The sequence below is a fragment of the Salinispira sp. genome (assembly GCF_059431795.1).
This window is the reverse complement of the sequence record NZ_JBXWXS010000005.1, coordinates 42,120-60,967: the sequence shown is the minus strand read 5'-3', so window position 1 is coordinate 60,967 and position 18,848 is coordinate 42,120. Positions and strand designations below refer to the sequence as shown.

Here is an 18,848-nt window from a genome sequence, read left to right as displayed (position 1 = left end):
CGTCGCTGACAAAGCTTTTATCCACCAGCTCCACATCATCAACGGCCAACCCCTGCACAAAATCCTCCTCCACAAAGCGGGTGAGAAACTGATGAAATACCTGCTTGCTTGAGAAAAGGAATTTATAAGCACTGTCCCAGGGCTTTCGTTCTGCCATAGACACAAGTATACGACGTTTCATAAACCACGACAATTGCTTAGCCTGCAGCCGTTCTGCAGGAAACCAAAGGCTGGTCAGCGGCATGTGCCGCTTGCTCGCCTATGCAACCAACGGCGCGAATCCCCGCGCCTCAATAATGCAATAATTAATACAAAATCATACGTGGTCCCTTCAATATTTGTTACGTACAATGAGCACTCATTCCGCTACACCATCCGTGACCATTGTGTGGAAATCCGTGGTTTTAAACAACTCCCTCATATGTGCTACACTTCGAAGCTACAGCCCAAGAACACGGAGACGACGATGCAGGAAATTTCGAACCAGTCCCTAAAACTCGAAGAACTCAGTCTCATCAATCCCCCGGGCATTGACCCAAGGCGGGTACAGCTTTGGGTGGACGATTCCTGGTATAATGCTCCCCGCCGAAATCTTTTGATCATGCATGACGGGCAGAACCTGTTCCGCGACGAGGACGCCCATTATGGCATCTGGGGCATAGTGCCGGCCCTCCGGCGGCTCAGATCTCTTGGGGCAATACCTCCGACAGCGGTAGTGGGGGTCTGGAACAGTGGGGAAAACCGCTGGCTGGATTACATGCCCATGATCTACCCGGCGGACAGCAGACGATGGAAGGAGCTCATGGCTGAACATCAGGCCCTCAGTGAGCATCCCCGCTCGACGGTCTATGGTGAATATATTATCAGCTCGGTGATCCCCGGAGCTCTGGAGTATTTGGGGGCGGAGCAGGGCGACTGCCGGATCCACACCATGGGCTCAAGTATGGGGGGCCTCATATCTCTGGATTTATTTATCCGCTATCCTGAGATCTTTCAGGGAGCAGGATGCCTGTCCACCCATTGGAGTGCAGGGGAAAACGCCACCATAGAATACGCAAAAACCGGCTTGGCCCAGTGGGCGGGGGGCGACGCTAGGCGCATATACTTCGATTTCGGAAGCAAAGGACTGGATGAGGACTACCTGCAGTATCAGAATAGGCTGGACGAATACCTGATCGACAGAGGAATAGCCTACGGCAGGGATTTCCTCAGCCACCGCTTTCCCGGCGCCGAGCACAGTGAGGGGGAGTGGCGGATGCGCCTGGAGGTTCCGCTGCTGTTTCTTCTTTCACGCTATTAAGGCTTCCTAAACATCCGTTGTCTTGCCCCGGATCCGTTTCGTGCTGTTTTCCGCCGCACCCCTTTGAGATATACTCATTCCCATGAAATACCACTGTATATTAATTGATCATGATGATACCGCCGTGAACAGTACCCCCAGCGTCCACCATCCCGCTCACGTGGAGCAGATGAAGCGGCTGGGCAGGGAGGAGCAGACCCGGAATCTGGAGGACTGGTTCCGCCTGAACTATCACCCGGGCATCCACCATTTCCTAGAGAAGGATCTGGCATTAAATGAACAGGATGCTCTGCTGTGCTACAACGTGTGGAGGGAATACACCCAGAGCCTCGTACCGCCCTTCTTTCCGGGCATGCTTGAGCTTCTCAGTGAAGTGGTGCGCCGGGGGGGCGTCGTGGGAGTGGTTTCCCATTCGGAAGTTGATATTATCCGCCGCCATTATGAACTGCAGCAGGATGTACCGGGCTTCATGCCCTCCGACATTTTCGGGTGGACCGGCGAGCCGGAAAAGGCCAAACCCCATGTCTGGCCGGTGGAAGAAATGATTCGCCGCCACAGCCTGAGCCCGGAAGAGATTATCATGATCGATGATCTCAAGCCGGGCATAGAAATGTCCAGGAGGGCAGGAATTGCATCCATGGGCGCCGGATGGAGCCATTCAATTCCGGAAATCCGGGATGATATCAGCGCCATGGCCGATTTTTATTTTACCTCGGTTTCCCAGGCGGCCCAATGGCTTTTGGAATAACGGGCTTCTCTAATAACAGCGGCTGGGAAATACCAGAGGCATCCGAAATAACAGAGCTGCGGGCCGCACACGACCCGCACCCGCCGTACAAACATCGACCCGTATCTTGCGGTCCGCATCAAGAATCAGAGGCTGAGAAACGCCGTGAGTCCCAGTTTTAACACCCAGCCGTCGCTCGACCCGTGAGTGTAGGGCATCAGTTCCAGACCGAAGGGAATGGCCGGATTGATGTCATCCAGCTGCAGAATGGCTGCGGTTCCTCCTGTCACGTACATGTCGCTGCTTTCTCCGGGATTTATGATCGTCATGAGGCCTGCAAAACCTTTCACTTTGAAGACCGGCAGATTGATCATATACCAGTCCAAATTTATTGTTGCGGAGGCCTCAATAGGGTTGGAGCTTCCCGCAGGAGGATCGCCCAGTGCAAAATAGAGGGAGAAGCCTAAATCCTTCAGGCTCTTTTGACCACGGGAAGAAAATCCGCTTAAAAATTCCACCGATGTGAAATTGCTGGAAGCACCCAGGTGAACTCGGGTATTGCCCTCACCTGCGGCAAGGCTCATACCCGGGCTTCCTGATGTATCCGAATCGCTCATATTTATGAAGTCGAAATTACCCTGAACCAGCAACATTCCCGGCTCAAGATTCACGCTTCCCCCAATCCACACCGGCTGAAAATAGAGAGTGTTTTCCTCCCGGCTTTTCAGATACACCACATCCACCAGATCGCTGTAGCGGCGGGTCTGTCCCTCGCTTCCCCCATCCGAGGCCAGCTCACGGTATACATAGTATATTCTATCCAGCTCGTATTCCCGTGCTTCATTGCCTTCAGCCCGGATGAGAATTTCATCATTCCGGAGTAAGATTTCCTCAATGGTTTCAAAACGGGGCTTTCGTGAGAGATTGCTGAAGGAAGCATCGGGTTGGTCCGGCAGGTCGCTCACATTTGCCTCGTTCTGGTCGGTCTCGTTCTGGTCGGCGTTGTTCTGGTCGGTCTCGTTCTGGCCGGCGTTGTTCTGGGCACTCACAATTGTGGGGAGCACAAGGGCGAGTATCAATATTGTGAATAGGGTTTTACAGAATGTTTTTTGCATATTTGCTTCTCCAGAGTGTGAGGATGAAATCGCTGATATCAATTTCCAGGCTGTTCTCCCCTTTGGGCAGATGGAGGATATGAAGTCTGCGTCCGCCGCCGGCGTACTCATCGGCAATGAGGCCCACCTGGTCGTCAGCCCGGATTCCCATATTGTACGCCTGAGTTTCGCTGAGCACTTCCTTTACCTGGTACAACTTCATGCTGATGCTTTCGTTTCCCGCATCAAAATCCACGCTCCGTAATGAATCGCCGTGGACGGAGAATCCGAAGTTGGCCAGAAGGGTATCCACCTTATACTGGATAAAATTCGCCGTGTTCAGGGGAAAGTCCGGTCTGCGGTGAAGGCGTGTAAGCAGACGGCTGCTGCTGCCGTCGCTGTGGCGGATCTGAAGTTCCACCATCGAACCGATGCTCCGGGAGGCGATATAGTCCTGCATCTCTTCCGTCTCTCCGGCACTGATGTTATTCACCGCCATAATAATATCTTCCGATTTCACTCCGAACTCTTTCAAAGGAGATGAGGGGAATAGATAGTCGATCCGCAGCCCTTCTTCCACTTCACTTGATGTTAATCCCAACCATGAATTGCCGGTGTGTTCCCCATCCATGAGCTGCTGAATTCTACTGAGAATCGTACGGGTGGGTATGGCGAAGTTGATTTCCTCGCCGCTCAGCCCGCTGGTGACCAATCCATAGATGCGGAAATCATCTCCCAGCATCATGCCGCCGCTGTTTCCCGGAGCCGAATTGGCATCGAATTGAATGACATTTCCCACCTCCGCTGCAGGCCGCTGGACGGTGGATATAATGCCGCGGCTAAGACTGTCGGTGTATCCATAGGGATGCCCGTAGCTGTACATTGTTTGGCCCTGTTGCAGCCGGCTGCTGTCACCGAAAATGCTGCGCATATGGAGACTGAAGGGGAGGCTCGTATCAAGCTGAAGCACGGCCAGATCGTTGAGAGTATCCACACCCCTGACTTGGGCGGGAAAGCTGCCGCCGTCCCGGTCTCGCACCTGGATATCCACAGAGGTATTGTTCGGATTATCGAAGCCCTGGACCACATGATATGCGGTGAGTACATGCCGGGGACCGATGGCGATGCCGCTGCCGCTGTACTCCGCCCGCCGTTCAACAATATCCTGAACATTGTAACGGAATTCCACCGTTATTTCCGTGAGAAGCCGGGAAACCGTTTCAAGATCCAACGCTTCACTCTGGAAGAACTCTTCAATTAAAGGATGATCCAGTGCGAAGAGGATATCGAACGCGCCGGTATTGAATGATTCCTCCGCCAGCAGGTCCCTGCGTTCGGCGAGATCTTTTTCAGCATCCTCAATGGTGGGGATATTTAGGTTCATGAGCGTATCGAGATTATGATAATGAACGAGAGCCGCAGAGAAGCGCTTCTCATCCAGGGCCCGGGTGAACCCTTCCTGTTCCAGCCGGTACAATTCATTCAGCAGGGTTCCTGCTGCTTCAGGGTAGCTGTCATAATGCTCATTCAGAAGCTGGAGGGACTGAAAAGGATCCGGTCCCTGGAAGAAATATCTCACTTCCTGAATGAAGGCATCGGCATTGTAGCTTTCCTGCACGTCGGTGCTCTGGCAGGAAACGGCAAGCAGGAGTATTGCCAATACTGCCGCAAAGGAGCGGCTGCGTTTCCAGATTCGGTTCGGAACCTGTTGAAGTTGTGGTGTTTCCAATGATGTTGAATCCATCGGTCCTCCGGATGGTGATATTTTTACTGTCTGTAGAATCTGAAGCTACAGAATGAATCTGAAGCTACATAATATAGAAGGGGTAATAATCAGTCCAGCACATGCGCAAGCCCAGCACAGCGGTCGACACAAGGACCGGCACAGCACAGCAGCCGGTAGAGGGGCCAGCCCAGCACATGCGCAAGCCCAGCACATGCACCAGCCCAGCATGGAGGCCGGTACAGGGACCGGCACAGAGAATCTAAAGGCCCTGCAGTTAAATTTTTCCCACAGGAGCAGCATAGACCATCAGCTCATTTTCCCCGTCAATCTTCAAAAGAGCGTCGCACTTGTCCTGATCGTAGGCGCCTATGGCACAGGTCCCCCCGTCAATGGCCGCGCAGGCCAGGTAGAGATTCTGGCACAGGTGCCCGGCGTCCAGAGCCACAAGTTTGGGCATTCTACCGGGATAGCGCCAGTGGGTCCGGTAGGGAACTGCGGTCCAGAGAAATATTACCGGTGCACCCCAGCCCTGTCCGTTCAGCGCTTCCCGGCAGAGTTCCCGGAGATTCCCGGGCTGGGAATAGAGCAGAAGATCGTGATCATAGGGCCGGTATAAATAGATGCCCTCCTGGAGACCTTCTACGTTGAACACTGCAATATAGGTTTCAAAGGGGTGACGGGCTCCGGCGGAGGGGGAGGGCCGTCTGCTTCCTCTGGCGGTTGCTTCGTGAACACCCTGGGTTGCAAACAGCAGCCACCCCAGTTCTTCAACAGACAGGCCCGTATCCAGAAATTTGCGTTCGCTGCGCCGGGTGAGAATGGCGTTTACCAGATCGATGCCGGTAAAACTGTCAAACTCAGGTTCAGGAAGGGGAACTGTTTTTCCGTCATATTCCTTCTGGAATGCCGGTGTTTCCCTGCCCTTTTGCTGATCCGACTCTATTTTCAGATTCCAGTTCGATTTCAAATTTGATACATCCATGGATAGTCATCTTCTCCTTTGTACAGGTTCCTCCTTGAGAATGATTCCGCACAGAAGCAACAGTACGGCCGCACCGGCCAGAACCGCGGCCGCCGGGCCGTAACTTCCGGCGATGCTCAAACTGGCAGACAGCATAATCGGCCCTAATGCGGAGCCTGCAACAAGGATTCCCATAATAAAACCGGAAATGGCCCCCAGATGGGTTGTACCGAAAAATCTCGGCCAGGTAAGGGCTGTGAGACTGCTGAAACTCCCCCCGGCAAGACCGTTTCCCAAAATGATTATAGCAGTAAAAATGAATCCGGGCTGTAAAAAATTAATACCGATCATGGAAATCAGAAGACCGGAGAGCAGGGTGCTAAGAACCCATTTCAGTCGGATGTAATCCGAGGCGAAGCTCACCAGGAAGTTCACGATAACCGAGATAATTCTTACCGGAATAAACACCGAAACGGCAATGCTCCTGCCAATCCCCGCTTCGGCAAATATGCTTACCACATGGAAGGTGAAGCCGGTAATAAAGAGTGAGCTGAGCCCCACCGAGAGCCCGTACACCCAGAAGCGGGCGGTTTTGACCGCTTCGGGAAGGGACATGTCGGGTTGCTCTGGAGCGTCCACCGATTCATCCTGTCTGCCCCCGTGCTCCCGTTCGCCGTTCTCCCCGAGCTCCTCTGGGGTATTCTGATGGATTTCCTCTGAGTTCCGTTTTGTTAGCTCCAAATCCTCAACGGCTCCATCGGGTTTCAGTCCCACAGATTCAGGATTGTCCCGGACCAGGATTGCGTACAAGCTGACCCCGAGGGTCAATACAATGACCCCGCTGATCCGCCATGCCCCCTGCCATCCTGCGGCTTGGATGAGAAGATCGAAGAATGCCGGTGCGGAATTAAAGCCGAAGCTCACAAATGTACCCACAATGGCACTGACCATTCCCCGCCGCTTCACGAACCAGCGCATGGGCAGATTGCGGCTCACCAGGGTGAGAGAGCCCTGGCCGAGAAAACGGAGAAGGAAGAAACCCGCACTCATAATTATCATTGCGGTCAGGACCGGTGGGAGCAGGCTAAGGCTCCGGGTTGCGGCGTCTACCATTCCCTCAATATAGCTGAGCAGAATGAGAGCAAGGCCCAACAATGCGGCTACAATGCTTCCGAAACGCCTGCTGCCCCAACGGTCCAGAAGTACTCCGCTGGCAGAGAGAATGGCTGCAGAGGAGAGGGTTCCGATCATATATGCCAGGCTGAGCTGATCCCGGCTCAGCCCTAAAGCTTCAATGAGGTAATCGGTGAACACCGACACCCCGATGGTCTGGCCGGGAATGCTTAATAGCATTCCGATGGTGCCCGCCCCCACCATTACCCAGCCATAGTAAAACGGCATTCGCCGATATATATTTATCTGTTTTGCTTCCATGCTGCGAATCCTTATTGGTTGTAGTATTTTTTACATTCGAAGAGAGGAAGTCTTAGCATATTTCACCGATCTTGGGAATGAACAAATCAGAGGGGTGGGAGGAATGGATGGGGGAATCAGGCCGTTTGCCGGCCCACAAGATTCCGGATAGCTGAGAGAGTCTCTGGAGATATAATGTGCTCCATTCGGCATGCGTCTTTTTCAGCAATCGGGAGGGGGACTCCCAGGGTCTGGACCAGGTATTTGGTAATGCACACATGGCGCATCTTTACATCTTCCGCCAGCGCAAGGCCTTTGGATGTGAAGCGGATGCTTCCGTATGGCTCGTGTTCTATGAGTCCGTCCTCTTTGAGAATTTTCAATGCCCGGTTCACACTGGGCTTGGATACATCCAGGGCCTTGGCAACATCAACCGAATGAACGGGGTGCTCCTTTCCTTCCAACTCAAGAATGGTTTCCAGATACATTTCCAGGGATTCGCTGTATGACATAAGAGTTCACCTCTTGCTATAAGTATAGTACGCAGAGAGCCCCGGCGCATCAGGCCGGGGCCTTCCAGGGAAAAATTCCCCGGTTCTATCATTATCCGCAGCTGCATCCAGGGTCCGAACGGTCGCCGCCGGAGGAATTATTCCTCAGGTCATTGCGGAGGGTATTGCCTCGGGCATTGCGGTGACCATTGTCGGGGGCATTATGAGAGCCATTAGGATAACCGGAGGAGCAGCTTTCCGCCGGAGCCGTGCACTGATCCAGCAGGGGGCAGGATGCACAGCCGGGGAAAACGTTGGCCGGAAGCTCTTTGCGCTTCTTTCGGTCGGCGTGGATTTTTAGAATGCCGGGGGTCAAAGCCAGAACGATGACCCCAAGAACCAGCAGGTTTGCAGCAATCATTTGGCCTTTCCTGTTTCAACCGGTGACAGGGAAATGGATGCGCCGGAGCTGCTTCGGCTTCCTTTCCACATGAAATACCCGATCACGGAGATGATCGCCGCCACAGCCAGCAGGCCGGGGAGAAAGCCGGCTCCAACTGTTCCGGCGGTAATCAGAGTACCGACTTGGTATACCAGAAAGGAAAGGACATAGCCCATACTAAGCTGAAAGCCTATGGCCCCCCACAGCCATTTAGGCGATTCCATTTCCGAGTTCATGGCACCGATGGCCGCGAAACAGGGCGGGGTAAAGAGGTTGAATACCAGGTAGGAGAGGGCCGCCACTGCGCCGATTCCGAAGACTGAGAGTACTTCTCCTGATCCGGATATCAGCGCCAGCTCTTCAATATCAATAAAATTGGTAATGGAAAAGGTAACCGCCAAGGTTCCCACCACGTTTTCCTTGGCTATGAAGCCGGTGATTGCCGCAGCGGCGAACTGCCAAATGCCGAAACCCAGAGGAATAAAGATAAATGCGAGAGGAGATGCAATGCTTGCCAGAATGCTGCTTCGGGGCATGCTTTCTCCCACCACCTGGAACTGCCAGTTAAACGTTTGGAGCACGTGGACTACCGCATTACACACCAGAATGATGGTTCCCGCTTTAATAATAAACGCCTTTGCCCGGCGGAACATGGACAGAGATGCCCGGCGGATATTGGGAAAGCGGTACTCCGGAAGCTCCATAATAAAGTAGGACCGGGATCTGTCACCGGTAATCCGGCGTACGATTAAGCCGCTGAGAATAATTACAAAGATGGCGAGAAAATACATGGATGTACCCACCCATGCCTGGTCTCCGAAAAACACCCCGGCGAACAATGCAATAATGGGCAGCTTGGCTCCGCAGGGCATAAATGGCGAAAGCATGGCGGTGGTTCGCCGCTGCCGATCATTTTTAATGGTGCGGGTGGCCATGATTCCGGGAATTGCGCATCCGGTACTGACGATCATAGGAATAATGGACTTCCCCGACAGACCGATTTTCTTGAAAAACCTGTCCATAATAACCGCAACCCGGGACATGTAGCCCGAATCCTCAAGAAGGGCAAGCATGAAAAACAGCACCATAATAAGCGGCAGGAATCCCACAACCGCACCCACACCGCCGATGATTCCGTCTAAAAGCAATGCGCTGAGTACGGGACTCACCTGATTTCCCAACAGGCCCTCAACCCAGCCGTACACTCCGTCGATTCCTGCAACCAGCAGATCCGCCAGCCAGGGCCCAACCCAGGTCTGGGACACGGAAAACACCAGCCAGATTACTCCCCCAAAGATGGGCAGTCCCAGCCACTTGTGGGCCACAATTCGGTCCACCGAATCCTGGAGGGTTTTCCGGGAAGAATCCACTTTTCTCCGCTCTGCCTGGTCTACCAGGCGGTTCACCCAGTCAAAGCGTTTAGGATCTTCCTTTGAGCTCCCATCGGCCGTAGCCGTGCTTCCGGGGGAAGAGTAGGCCGCCGCCTGGGGTTTCGTATCCCGGAAACGTGTACGCGCCGATTCCACCAGTTCGCCCAGTCCGTTGCGGCTCTGGGCGCTGGCCACGGTCTGAATTACCGGGCAGTTGAGTGCATCGCTGAGAATTTGGGTGTCCAGAATTATCCCTTTCTTAGACTGAAGATCGCTCTTATTCAGAGCCACAACCACAGGAATTCCGAGTTCTAAAAGCTGGGTGGTGAAATAGAGGCTCCGGTTCAGGTTGGTTGCATCCACAATATTCACAATTACATCCGGCCGTTCATGCTGAATGAAGTCCCGGGTAATGGACTCTTCTCCGGTGAATGGAGAAATGGAATACGCACCGGGCAGATCCACGATCCGGATATCTTCGGCACCCGGATTCAGGGAGTCCTTCACCGGACCTTCCTTTTTCGAGACGGTTACTCCGGGCCAGTTGCCCACATGTTCGGTACTGCCGGTAATGGCATTGTAGAGGGTGGTCTTCCCACAATTGGGGTTACCGGTAAGTGCAATCTTCATTGCTCACTCCTATTGGTATCACAGAGCCGGGGGCTCCGAGGGTTGGCTGCAGGTATGGATTCTTTCTGCCGGTGGATCAGGTTCTCTCTAACGGATTGCAGCTGACATGCATTCTCATGGCTAAAAGTTAGACTGGACTAACTTGTTGTCCAAAAAAACACGCGCCCGGAGCGCCTTCTTCAGGCGATCCGTTCCTGCCGGGAGGCTGCCTTTACCGCCGCCGGAGCGATGCCGATGGCCGAGGCCAGATCCGAGTCTATACTGTAGCGGGCGTTTTTCACATTAATAATCATGTTGTCAGCAAGGCGTGAAATAACGGTAACCTTTTCTCCAGGATAACAGCCCAGGGTGAACAGAAATTCTTTCATTCCCTCTTCGGCTGCTGATATATGTGAAATGGTATATTCGCTATCGGTATGTGTATTTAGTAGTGTCATGTCTGACCTCCCCAAATATGTTAGCTTGACTTAACTTTATGACAAGTTTATCCGTGCTAACAGAATCTGTCAACCAGAAATATGAAGGAAGCGCTGAAATCAATAAAAAAATATCTAAATCAATTGTGGAGCAACTTACGCCGGTACCGGGCCTGCCCGCCGCCCCGTTTTCCAAAAACGCGGAGCAATTTTAGAAAACGATGGTATATCAGAAGTCCGTGAGAGGCTTTAAATATCATGCCAGTATGGATATCTTGTACGGTAGATGGAAACCGCAGGAAACAGAAACACAGATTCAGCATCTACCGGACTATCCTCAGGGTCTCTACATCCCTTGGCATCCTTCATTCAACAGTCAATTGATGTCAGGGGGAGGTGGATCATCCACCGGGACCAAATAATGGAAATCCTGGGAATGGAGCTTGAGGATTTTTACACTCGCATTGAACAAAGCCGTTCACCCCTGGTGAATTTCGCCACCCACGAATACGGCCATACAAACATCGGCAGCCTGATTACATTGCTGGAAGATATCGGCTATGACGATGCGCCCCGGATATTTTGGGAGGCAGGTCTTTTTATTCCCTATGATATTCAGATAGAGCTACAGGAAACGGTAATTGAGCTGGTTTCCCGGGAAAAGAGCCTGCACAGCATCGATTTTATGAGCTTCGAATCCATGTTCAACACATTCGGCAACTTTCCCTCCGCCCTGGACGTGTATCTGGATGAGTTCTTCCCCTGGGAACATCTGCGGGATGAAGCCGCAGAACTGGTGATCGAATCCCACCCGGAAACCACCGGTGAACTTCTGCGTCCCTATATGGTGGGACTGGCGGAACAGTTGTTTCGCAAAGGCTATGTGCCCTACCGGGACCTGTTCTCTGACATCTTTCTGGAACTGCGGCAGTATCTTATCATTCACGGTCTCATTTCCGATCCCGATTTCGATGAAACCCGATCCCGGGGGGGCAGCGAAAGCGGCCGGAGCAGGACATCCGAAGACGCTTTTTCAGACCGCCGGATTGAGAAACGCCGGGCTCTGGCATTGTTCGGGCTCAGCGAAGTGCAGGCAGCAAATCCCGCCCAGGTGAAACGCCGCTACAAGCAGCTGATGAAAACCTACCACCCGGATATCAACCCCATGGGCCTGGAAAAGGCCAAAGAAATAAACACCGCATATCTGCTACTCATCGGCTGAGTATTCACCGGCTGGGGGACTGCTTACGGCTGCGGTATACGCTGTAGAGCATCCAGGAAGGAATGAGCAGTACCACCTGAAGCAGCAGATATGCGTTGATAATCCCGAGCATATCTCCCATCCAGCCCAGAAGCAGACTTGCAAGAGCGAACACGGCGCTTCCCGCCAGGGATACAATGGAACCCATGGTTGCCCGCTGCCGGTGGCTGAACTCATCCTGCTGCAGGCTGTTTTCCCCCACAGACTGAACTCCGAACATCAGGCTGGTGGAGGCGATAAGCAGGGGCGAAACCGGACCGGCCAGCAGTAAAGCCGCGGCATGCAGTCCCCGGCCCGCAAGACGGGTGAAAATTACCGATGTAAGTCTGCCGAATCGTCGGGTGATCCTGCCGCTGTAGTGGAAACTCAGGGCAGCCATGAGATTTCCCAGTGTTTTGGCTATACCGATGGCCCAGACAGGCCACAGCATCGCAAAAAATGCCGCTTGAAACTGATATCCCGCTTCGCCGAATGAGTGTCCAAGCACCGAAGCGCTGCTGATTTTTCTGAGAACGGGATTACGACGGAATTCCCGGAAGGCGGCACGAAGTTGGTGCAGCGGATTCTTTCTCCGGGTATCAACCGGGGTATCTTTAAAAAAGAATGCAATAATGAAGCATCCCAGCTGGGGAATGACCGACAGCCACATCACCAGAGAGTAGGAAATAGAGGCCAGTATTCCCCCCGCCACTGCGGATACGGCAAGTGCCAGCTGGAACATGCTGGAGGTCCTTCCCAGATAATGGGCATAGTCCTTTTCTTCACCCCGTGACTTGAGAAAATCATAGAGAAATGCATCGTTGTTGCCGCTGTAGAGGGCGGCCGAAAGGCCGAAAAACGCTGCTCCGATGAGTAAACTCAGATATCCGTTATCCAAAGCAAAGAACAGGCTCCCGATAAGTGCAGCGGCAGCTCCGAAAATAATGCCCGCTTTTCTCCCCAGATGATCGGATATGAGCCCGGTGGGAATCTCGAAGAGGGCTGAGCTGAGAGTCATGACGGAAAAAACCGCCATTCCGCCCACGTACGACCCGCTTTCATGGGAAAACACCAGTATTGCCACTGCGGCCCACAGTTTGAAGTCAGTGAGAAAATTAAAAACATACAGCAGCCTGATATTTCTGTGCACACTTAAGTGTAGAAAGTATTCCGGTTCCGGTCCAGGCAAATAGAATGAATTTTTCAGCGGGCTATTGATTCGGGAGCAAAAAAGAAGTACAGCTGATGTATGGAACAACAGCCCCTGATTATCCAACAGGAAGAAGAGAATAGACCCATAACCACCATCAGTGCAATTCTGGCTTCCGTGCTGCTCATGGGAGTAGGGTCGGCACTTCAGGGAACCGCCCTTTCTATTCGAGCCGGCCTGGAGGGATTTTCCGCTTCATCAATTGGTATAATCATGTCCATGTATTACGTGGGGCTGGCTTTGGGGATATTTGTTGCCGGGCCGGTGATTCGCCAGGTGGGATACGTGCGCTCATTCGCAGCCTTCGCCTCCTTTGCCTCGGCCACATCCATAATCCATATACTTGCGGTGGAACCGATTACCTGGATCTTCCTGAGATTGATTCACGGTATCTGTCTGTCGGTGATGACGGTTGTAGTGGAGAGTTGGCTGAATATCTCTTCCACCGAAGTGAACCGGGGAAAGATCCTCAGTCTCTATTCGGTGGTGCTGTTGGCGGCCATGGGGCTGGGGCAGCCGCTGATCGGGCTGTTCTCCCCCGCCACCTTTGAAATTTTCGGGGTAACCACGGTGCTTATTTCCCTCTGTCTCATTCCCCTGGCATTGTCACCGGTGACCGGCAGCCCGAAAATCAGCAATGAAAAGCCGGATTTGATCAAGACCTTCAAGAAATCGCCCCTGGCAGGATCGGGAGTGTTTGTCAGCGGTATGATAACCGGTGCCAGCTGGAGTCTTATTCCCCGTTACGGGCAGCAGGTGGGAATTCCTGAAGGAAATATCGGGTTACTCATGCTCCTTATCTCTCTGGGAACCCTGGCATTTCAGTGGCCTCTGGGGTGGCTGTCAGATAAAAAAGACCGGCGCAGAGCAATACTGCTCAGTGCTCTGGTGGGGATGATCGCATCCCTGATTATCGGAATTACCGCAGCGGAAGGCCCCGCATTACACGTGTTAATGCTGATATTCGGCGGCTTTGCAATGCCTCTCTACTCGCTGAATGTTGCCCTCATGAACGACCAGCTTACACGAGATGAAATGGTGCATGCCGCGGCGGCAATCGTGGTGTTTTACGGGATTGGATCGGCCGCCGGGCCCATTGTGGGAAGTTTGTTCATGGAGAGAATGGGGCCTGTGGGGCTGTTTTTCTCCATGGCAGTGCCGATGGGGTTATTCGTCTTCCTTGCGATGCTGCGCCTTCGGATAGTTCCAAGAATTCCCGTTTCAAGACGGGGCGCGTTCAGGGTGTACCCCCGTACATCGTTTGCCGCCTACCGTCTGCTGAGAAAAACCCGCAAATCCGGGGTGCCGGAAGCGGAAAAACCCGAGGGACCGGAGACCGAAGGTCCTTCCCTTCCTTTGGGGTAACAGCTTCTTTGGGCATAGCAGGTCCTTAAGGTATAGCAAGTCCTTTGGGCATAGCAGGTTCTTTGGGCATAACAGTCGATCCCGCCGGAAAATACATGCTAGATCGTTCTTGCTCAGACCTGTCGCCTGGCGCATTTCAGACAGAGATCCGGCGGTCGTTCAGACTGAGACCAGACCGTCTTTAAGGAGCTGTTCCGCATGATCCACCAGGGAATCGGCAATCGTCCGATATTTGAGCCTTAGAATATCCCGGGATCTTGCGGCATCCAGCTTCACCGGCACGCCGTAGTTATTTCGGGTGTAACGCCAGCTGAAACCCAGAAAGGGCCCCATGACATAAAACATGGCTTTGGGCAGCACCCGGGGATTGACCGGCAGGCGTCCCCCCTGCATGTTCTGCAATACTTTACCCGCCTCCGGCAGGCTCTTTTCTTCGCTCATGAGTATAAAACGGCCCTTCGCCTCCGGATGTTCAAGGGCAAGAATGTGAGCCTCTGCAACATCTCTCACATCCACCATTCCGAAATGAAGATCGGGAATGCCCTGCTTGAACTGGCCGGTGAAAAAACCTGCAACCGTAGACGATGAAGTTCCGTCAAGCCGCTTGGAAAGGGATGGGCCCACCACAAATGACGGGTTAATTACCGCCAGATCCCAGTGGTCCTGTTGCTGGGCGTACTCCCAGGCGGCCTTTTCCGCAAGAGTCTTGGAATATGAATAGGGCTGATATTTGGCAGATGCGGTGGAATTCCAGTGGTTCTCATTCAGAATGCCCTCACTGGTATTTTTCCATTCATTGTTGTCCGTATGAATTGCCGCTACGCTTGAGGTGAGTACCACCTTGCGCACAGTCTGGGCCCGGTCGGCGCTGCGCAGAACATTCTCCGTGCCCACCTTGGCGGGGCGAATTAACTCCAGCTCCGGATCTTTTATATTGCTGATAACAAATGGACTGGCTGAGTGAATCAGGGCTTCGCAGTTCGCCACAGCAGCATCGAAAGACCCTTCGGTATTCAGATCGGCTTCGAAAAGGCTGAGCTGTCCGGGGAAATTTTTCTGCATGCTTTTCAGATGCCCCACTTTCTTCTCATCCGAGAGATTGCGAACTGTGGCGTGAACCTCCATTCCCCGTTCAAGAAGCTTGAGCACAATCCAGCTGGCAATGTAGCCGCTTCCTCCGGTGACCGCCACCGGACTGAAATTCTCCGCATGTTCCATGTTTTCCCCCTGGTAAATGCCGTTCCTATCCTCTTTTAAACATACGGTTTCTCAGCTGTCCTGTCCAATTGTACCGAATCCGGCCCTTGCCCCGGTCGCGCCCCGCCTACTCCCCGTTTTTCAGCCATATACTGCCGGGATTTTGAAATGCCCGCTCCTTTCCCAGCGCCCGGTACCACAGCAGGCTGCCCAGCATATACGCTCCCAGTACCCCGAAGGCGGCGGCCAGCCAGCGCATGTCTCCGGTCTGAAAGGCCTTTGCGGGAAAATTGATGGCCAGAATAAAGGGAATGGCCACCGCAAAGGTTACCGCCGAGGCATACGTGTAGTCCGAGGCCACAGGCGTTTCAAATTCAGGATCCAGAACCCGCAGCAGGGCGAGACCGGTGGTTAGGGTTCCGGTGGACACTCCAAATATTATGAGGCTCCGGAGAAAACGGTGGTCGGTGAAAAGCCGGGATCCCATCCAGGGAACCACGGTAATAATAATGAGGGTACCCAGGCCGGTGATAATCAGTATTGGCACAATATACTTCATGGCCACCACCAGACTGATTGCGGCGATTGAACTGGTCACCATAATATCAACAGAAATTCCGGAAACCCGGCTCAAGGTCCGGGCATCCAGAATATGATCGGCTTTGAAACGCCCAAGTAACGCACGTACCAGCATGGCCAGCATGGCTGCGAAAATGAAGCTGATTCCCCAGAGATTAGTGGCCAGCTCCTCTCCCATGGGACCGAGGAATGCCAGCAGATAGCTGATACCATGAAGAAACAGATAAGTTGCAAGATAGGTGAAAAGCACGAAGATCACATTGGCGGTAAGAGAGTCGATGGCCTCGGTTTGTGTGGTCTGATAAGAGCCCGCCTGCAGCCTGCTTCCCCGGGGGAATACGCCGGTTCGCACATCTTCCCCCCGAATGCTTTTCATATAGTCGGGACTGATCCAATGCTTTTTCACTCCGTGATGTATAAGGAAAATACCGCCGAAACTGGCCATGATAAATCCGATTGCGGCGAAGGTGAGCCCCACATTTCCCGCATCCTGGATACCGAATACCCGCCAGCCTTCACCGATGGCGTATGCCTGCCCGGGACCCAGGGCGAAACCAAGGGGAAAGAGGAAACCGAAGCTGTGAAACAACCCGGGCATGATGGTCCCCATAAACAGCAGGGTGAAAACCAGACCGAACATGGCCTGAAACCCGTATTGACCGATGATCATCATGGAGAGTCCCAGACGGTTCCGGGTGCGGCCGGGACTCTTGATGGTGGGCCGCATGGCCAGAGAAATAAATGAAATACTTAACAGATGATAGGCAATTTCTCCCAGGTATTCCTGTCCAATTCCCACCAATGGAAGGAGATAATTATAGAGGGGCAGCAGGAGGAAGCCGGAAATAATCGGGACGGGAATTAAAAAACGCTGAAAAAACCGGACCTTTGCCCGTATGAGGGTACCGAGAATCAGAGCCGTAGCAATAATACCCGCATGTATATAAAACTGCCAGGAAAAAAGCATGGCATCTCCTTTGATTCGGCAATCCGAATCTCCCTTGATCCGCTGATCCGCAAAAATGATCTGGGAAAACGACCGGATAAGCATTCTGAATGAGATTCAATTATAATCGCCGCTGATTGGAGGCACAAGGAAAATGTGATGCTGGAAAGCCGGGTAAAAATATGATAAAATAACTAATATATACGCATCTTCTTGAATATGGTTCTTCAGCCTTTCATCCTCCGATCTTCTTCCCCGATGCAGCGAATCCAACACACATCAGTCGCTTGCCGGTCCGAAATTGTCAGGTGTCAACCTGCAGTTCCCCATTTTCAGTCTGCATTCGGCGATGAAATTATCTGGAGGCAGTATGAAACGTCGTATCCCCATTTCCGGTTTTTTTGCGGTCATTCTGATGCTTTTCGTATCTTGTGAGCCCACCCTCATATATGAAGGGGTCGAGGCCAGCATTATATCTCCCGACTGGGAGGAAGGCAGGGCATTCAGCTATTTTGCCGAAGCGGTTCTGGAAGAAGAGTTCGGCTTTGCGGTTGAAGTGGAAGTCCGTGAAGACTCAAATATGGACCAAATTATGTCCCTTGTGGCCGACGAAACCCACGATGCGGTTCTTGATGTGTGGACCGATTTTCACAGCCAGGCAATCACGGAATACGAGTCCCAGCTGGAACTGATCGGAACAATATATACCGATGCCAAAACCGGTCTGGTGGTTCCCCGCTACACCTACGACGGCGGCGTCACCAAAATCTCGGACCTGGCAGGCAATGACGTGGCGGGAAAGGTGATCACCGGTATCGATCCCGGGGCAGGATTGATGGGTGTTGTGGAGAATAGTATAATTCCGGATTACGGATTGGACGGCGCAGGCTACACCCTTCAGGCCGGTAGCGGAGACTCAATGAAAGCCGCCCTGGCCGACGCCGTTAGCGCCGGGGAAGACATTATTGTGACCCTCTGGCAGCCCAACGGACAGTTCGGGATTCATGAGCTGGAGATGCTGGAAGAGGATCAAACCTCCCATTTTGCACCAAACGATATCAGAATGTACGGCCGCAGCGGTCTCAGCACCGACTATCCTGAACTGGTGACCTTCATGGAAAACATGCAGTTCAGCAACGATGAGGTGGGTTCCCTGTTGGCCCATATTGCGGAATCGGAGCTTAGTGAAAAAGAAGCCGCCGCCCAGTGGAAGGCTCAAAATGAAGAGGTCTGGATGGGCTGGATGGCCCAGTAGGGTAGATAATCAATCTCACCCGGGGACACCGGGAATATGGTCTCACCTTCCCTCATCCAGGCGCTGGGCCAGAAAATCCGGCAGTCCTGCCGCCTGTATACGCTTTTGGGCCCGGGCAATATTGTAGCTGCATCTTCTGAACTGGATGCGCCGATTCTCAGGATCAAACATGGCATAGCTTGCCCGGGGATCTCCGTCCCTGGGCTTTTCCCGGGCCGTGCTGTTGGACTCTCCATCCATGGTTCATATTGTAACAGGTCAGGCGAATCATATCGAGCTGAAGCTGCAACTGGAGCGGGAACTGCAGCGTCTTGGGAGCCGTCAGGATGGTCCTGTTCACTCCATTTGGTACCGCTGGGAAAACAGGCTTCTGCGGATTTCGGGGGCGGACAGCGAAACCAGGGAGGATTTTCTTCGTCTTCAGGCCCGGGTAAAGCGGGAACCCATGCGCTACATTTCGGCATTCAGAAACTATTGAGACGTCTC

At 53.1% G+C, this 18,848-nt stretch carries 18 protein-coding genes; 6 read left to right on the top strand and 12 right to left on the bottom strand.

Translation table 11 applies throughout. From position 1 onward, the window contains the following. Positions 1 to 466 precede the first annotated feature (466 nt). Together AC52PS_RS02770 and AC52PS_RS02765 are read left to right on the top strand one after the other, a co-directional pair. Positions 467 to 1,300, top strand: a complete 834-nt coding sequence (locus AC52PS_RS02770; RefSeq protein ID WP_495561506.1) for an alpha/beta hydrolase — start codon at positions 467 to 469, stop codon at positions 1,298 to 1,300. 82 nt (positions 1,301 to 1,382) lie between these two features. Then, entirely contained in the window at positions 1,383 to 2,048 is a 666-nt protein-coding gene (locus AC52PS_RS02765; protein ID WP_495561505.1) for an HAD family hydrolase, read from the top strand. 125 nt (positions 2,049 to 2,173) lie between these two features. Here the strand turns inward: AC52PS_RS02765 and AC52PS_RS02760 are convergent, their stop codons facing one another. The 8 genes from AC52PS_RS02760 to AC52PS_RS02725 all read right to left on the bottom strand — a co-directional run bounded on the left by AC52PS_RS02760 (position 2,174) and on the right by AC52PS_RS02725 (position 10,591). After that, the gene (locus tag AC52PS_RS02760) at positions 2,174 to 3,142 is read right to left on the bottom strand and encodes a hypothetical protein (protein WP_495561504.1); all 969 of its coding nucleotides are present in this window, start codon (positions 3,140 to 3,142) and stop codon (positions 2,174 to 2,176) included. Beyond that, entirely contained in the window at positions 3,123 to 4,865 is a 1,743-nt protein-coding gene (locus AC52PS_RS02755; RefSeq protein ID WP_495561503.1) for a S1C family serine protease, read from the bottom strand. The genes AC52PS_RS02760 and AC52PS_RS02755 overlap by 20 nt, the downstream gene beginning before the upstream one ends. 256 nt (positions 4,866 to 5,121) lie before the next feature. Then, positions 5,122 to 5,829 (bottom strand): SagB/ThcOx family dehydrogenase, encoded by a 708-nt coding sequence (locus AC52PS_RS02750; protein WP_495561502.1) that lies wholly within the window; start codon positions 5,827 to 5,829, stop codon positions 5,122 to 5,124. A gap of 6 nt (positions 5,830 to 5,835) precedes the next feature. Continuing rightward, positions 5,836 to 7,242: an MFS transporter gene (locus tag AC52PS_RS02745; protein ID WP_495561501.1), complete on the bottom strand. Its 1,407-nt coding sequence runs from the start codon at positions 7,240 to 7,242 to the stop codon at positions 5,836 to 5,838. A gap of 116 nt (positions 7,243 to 7,358) precedes the next feature. After that, positions 7,359 to 7,733, bottom strand: a complete 375-nt coding sequence (locus tag AC52PS_RS02740; protein ID WP_495561500.1) for a metal-dependent transcriptional regulator — start codon at positions 7,731 to 7,733, stop codon at positions 7,359 to 7,361. Between the two features lie 91 nt (positions 7,734 to 7,824). Then, positions 7,825 to 8,133 (bottom strand): hypothetical protein, encoded by a 309-nt coding sequence (locus AC52PS_RS02735; RefSeq protein ID WP_495561499.1) that lies wholly within the window; start codon positions 8,131 to 8,133, stop codon positions 7,825 to 7,827. Further along, on the bottom strand, positions 8,130 to 10,154 hold the full coding sequence (gene feoB, locus AC52PS_RS02730) for a ferrous iron transporter B (protein ID WP_495561498.1): 2,025 nt from the start codon (positions 10,152 to 10,154) through the stop codon (positions 8,130 to 8,132). Before feoB ends, AC52PS_RS02735 begins: the two co-directional genes overlap by 4 nt. Positions 10,155 to 10,333: 179 nt before the next feature. Further along, positions 10,334 to 10,591, bottom strand: coding sequence for a FeoA family protein (locus AC52PS_RS02725; protein WP_495561497.1), 258 nt, complete (start codon positions 10,589 to 10,591; stop codon positions 10,334 to 10,336). A gap of 265 nt (positions 10,592 to 10,856) precedes the next feature. On the opposite strand from AC52PS_RS02725, the gene AC52PS_RS02720 reads away from it, so the two are divergent. Continuing rightward, the gene (locus AC52PS_RS02720) at positions 10,857 to 11,792 is read left to right on the top strand and encodes a J domain-containing protein (RefSeq protein WP_495561496.1); all 936 of its coding nucleotides are present in this window, start codon (positions 10,857 to 10,859) and stop codon (positions 11,790 to 11,792) included. Positions 11,793 to 11,796: 4 nt separating this feature from the next. Here AC52PS_RS02720 and AC52PS_RS02715 read toward each other — a convergent pair whose 3' ends face one another. Further along, complete coding sequence (locus AC52PS_RS02715; RefSeq protein WP_495561495.1) at positions 11,797 to 12,960, bottom strand: MFS transporter; 1,164 nt, start codon at positions 12,958 to 12,960, stop codon at positions 11,797 to 11,799. A 99-nt stretch (positions 12,961 to 13,059) separates the two neighbouring features. On the opposite strand from AC52PS_RS02715, the gene AC52PS_RS02710 reads away from it, so the two are divergent. Then, positions 13,060 to 14,385 (top strand): MFS transporter, encoded by a 1,326-nt coding sequence (locus AC52PS_RS02710; RefSeq protein WP_495561494.1) that lies wholly within the window; start codon positions 13,060 to 13,062, stop codon positions 14,383 to 14,385. Between the two features lie 159 nt (positions 14,386 to 14,544). Here the strand turns inward: AC52PS_RS02710 and AC52PS_RS02705 are convergent, their stop codons facing one another. After that, entirely contained in the window at positions 14,545 to 15,603 is a 1,059-nt protein-coding gene (locus AC52PS_RS02705) for an NAD-dependent epimerase/dehydratase family protein (protein ID WP_495561493.1), read from the bottom strand. A gap of 106 nt (positions 15,604 to 15,709) precedes the next feature. After that, positions 15,710 to 17,128, bottom strand: a complete 1,419-nt coding sequence (locus AC52PS_RS02700) for a sodium/glutamate symporter family protein (RefSeq protein ID WP_495561492.1) — start codon at positions 17,126 to 17,128, stop codon at positions 15,710 to 15,712. 349 nt (positions 17,129 to 17,477) lie between these two features. On the opposite strand from AC52PS_RS02700, the gene AC52PS_RS02695 reads away from it, so the two are divergent. Next, positions 17,478 to 18,362, top strand: coding sequence for a glycine betaine ABC transporter substrate-binding protein (locus tag AC52PS_RS02695; RefSeq protein ID WP_495561491.1), 885 nt, complete (start codon positions 17,478 to 17,480; stop codon positions 18,360 to 18,362). Positions 18,363 to 18,404: 42 nt separating this feature from the next. On the opposite strand, the gene AC52PS_RS02690 is transcribed toward AC52PS_RS02695, so the two are convergent. Next, on the bottom strand, positions 18,405 to 18,602 hold the full coding sequence (locus AC52PS_RS02690) for a hypothetical protein (RefSeq protein ID WP_495561490.1): 198 nt from the start codon (positions 18,600 to 18,602) through the stop codon (positions 18,405 to 18,407). Here AC52PS_RS02690 and AC52PS_RS02685 point away from each other — a divergent pair. Next, on the top strand, positions 18,601 to 18,840 hold the full coding sequence (locus AC52PS_RS02685) for a hypothetical protein (RefSeq protein ID WP_495561489.1): 240 nt from the start codon (positions 18,601 to 18,603) through the stop codon (positions 18,838 to 18,840). The genes AC52PS_RS02690 and AC52PS_RS02685 overlap by 2 nt on opposite strands. Positions 18,841 to 18,848: the final 8 nt, after the last annotated feature.

What these genes read in the sequence shown, in the direction of transcription:
- AC52PS_RS02760 (WP_495561504.1), bottom strand. Translation starts at nt 3,142, where the DNA reads ATGCAAAAAACATTCTGTAAAACCCTATTCACAATATTGATACTCGCC.
- AC52PS_RS02710 (WP_495561494.1), top strand. Translation starts at nt 13,060, where the DNA reads ATGGAACAACAGCCCCTGATTATCCAACAGGAAGAAGAGAATAGACCC.
- AC52PS_RS02750 (WP_495561502.1), bottom strand. Translation starts at nt 5,829, where the DNA reads ATGGATGTATCAAATTTGAAATCGAACTGGAATCTGAAAATAGAGTCG.
- AC52PS_RS02745 (WP_495561501.1), bottom strand. Translation starts at nt 7,242, where the DNA reads ATGGAAGCAAAACAGATAAATATATATCGGCGAATGCCGTTTTACTAT.
- AC52PS_RS02690 (WP_495561490.1), bottom strand. Translation starts at nt 18,602, where the DNA reads ATGGATGGAGAGTCCAACAGCACGGCCCGGGAAAAGCCCAGGGACGGA.
- AC52PS_RS02705 (WP_495561493.1), bottom strand. Translation starts at nt 15,603, where the DNA reads ATGGAACATGCGGAGAATTTCAGTCCGGTGGCGGTCACCGGAGGAAGC.
- AC52PS_RS02695 (WP_495561491.1), top strand. Translation starts at nt 17,478, where the DNA reads ATGAAACGTCGTATCCCCATTTCCGGTTTTTTTGCGGTCATTCTGATG.
- AC52PS_RS02720 (WP_495561496.1), top strand. Translation starts at nt 10,857, where the DNA reads ATGGAAACCGCAGGAAACAGAAACACAGATTCAGCATCTACCGGACTA.
- AC52PS_RS02770 (WP_495561506.1), top strand. Translation starts at nt 467, where the DNA reads ATGCAGGAAATTTCGAACCAGTCCCTAAAACTCGAAGAACTCAGTCTC.
- AC52PS_RS02725 (WP_495561497.1), bottom strand. Translation starts at nt 10,591, where the DNA reads ATGACACTACTAAATACACATACCGATAGCGAATATACCATTTCACAT.
- AC52PS_RS02755 (WP_495561503.1), bottom strand. Translation starts at nt 4,865, where the DNA reads ATGGATTCAACATCATTGGAAACACCACAACTTCAACAGGTTCCGAAC.
- feoB (WP_495561498.1), bottom strand. Translation starts at nt 10,154, where the DNA reads ATGAAGATTGCACTTACCGGTAACCCCAATTGTGGGAAGACCACCCTC.
- AC52PS_RS02700 (WP_495561492.1), bottom strand. Translation starts at nt 17,128, where the DNA reads ATGCTTTTTTCCTGGCAGTTTTATATACATGCGGGTATTATTGCTACG.
- AC52PS_RS02740 (WP_495561500.1), bottom strand. Translation starts at nt 7,733, where the DNA reads ATGTCATACAGCGAATCCCTGGAAATGTATCTGGAAACCATTCTTGAG.
- AC52PS_RS02685 (WP_495561489.1), top strand. Translation starts at nt 18,601, where the DNA reads ATGGTTCATATTGTAACAGGTCAGGCGAATCATATCGAGCTGAAGCTG.
- AC52PS_RS02765 (WP_495561505.1), top strand. Translation starts at nt 1,383, where the DNA reads ATGAAATACCACTGTATATTAATTGATCATGATGATACCGCCGTGAAC.
- AC52PS_RS02735 (WP_495561499.1), bottom strand. Translation starts at nt 8,133, where the DNA reads ATGATTGCTGCAAACCTGCTGGTTCTTGGGGTCATCGTTCTGGCTTTG.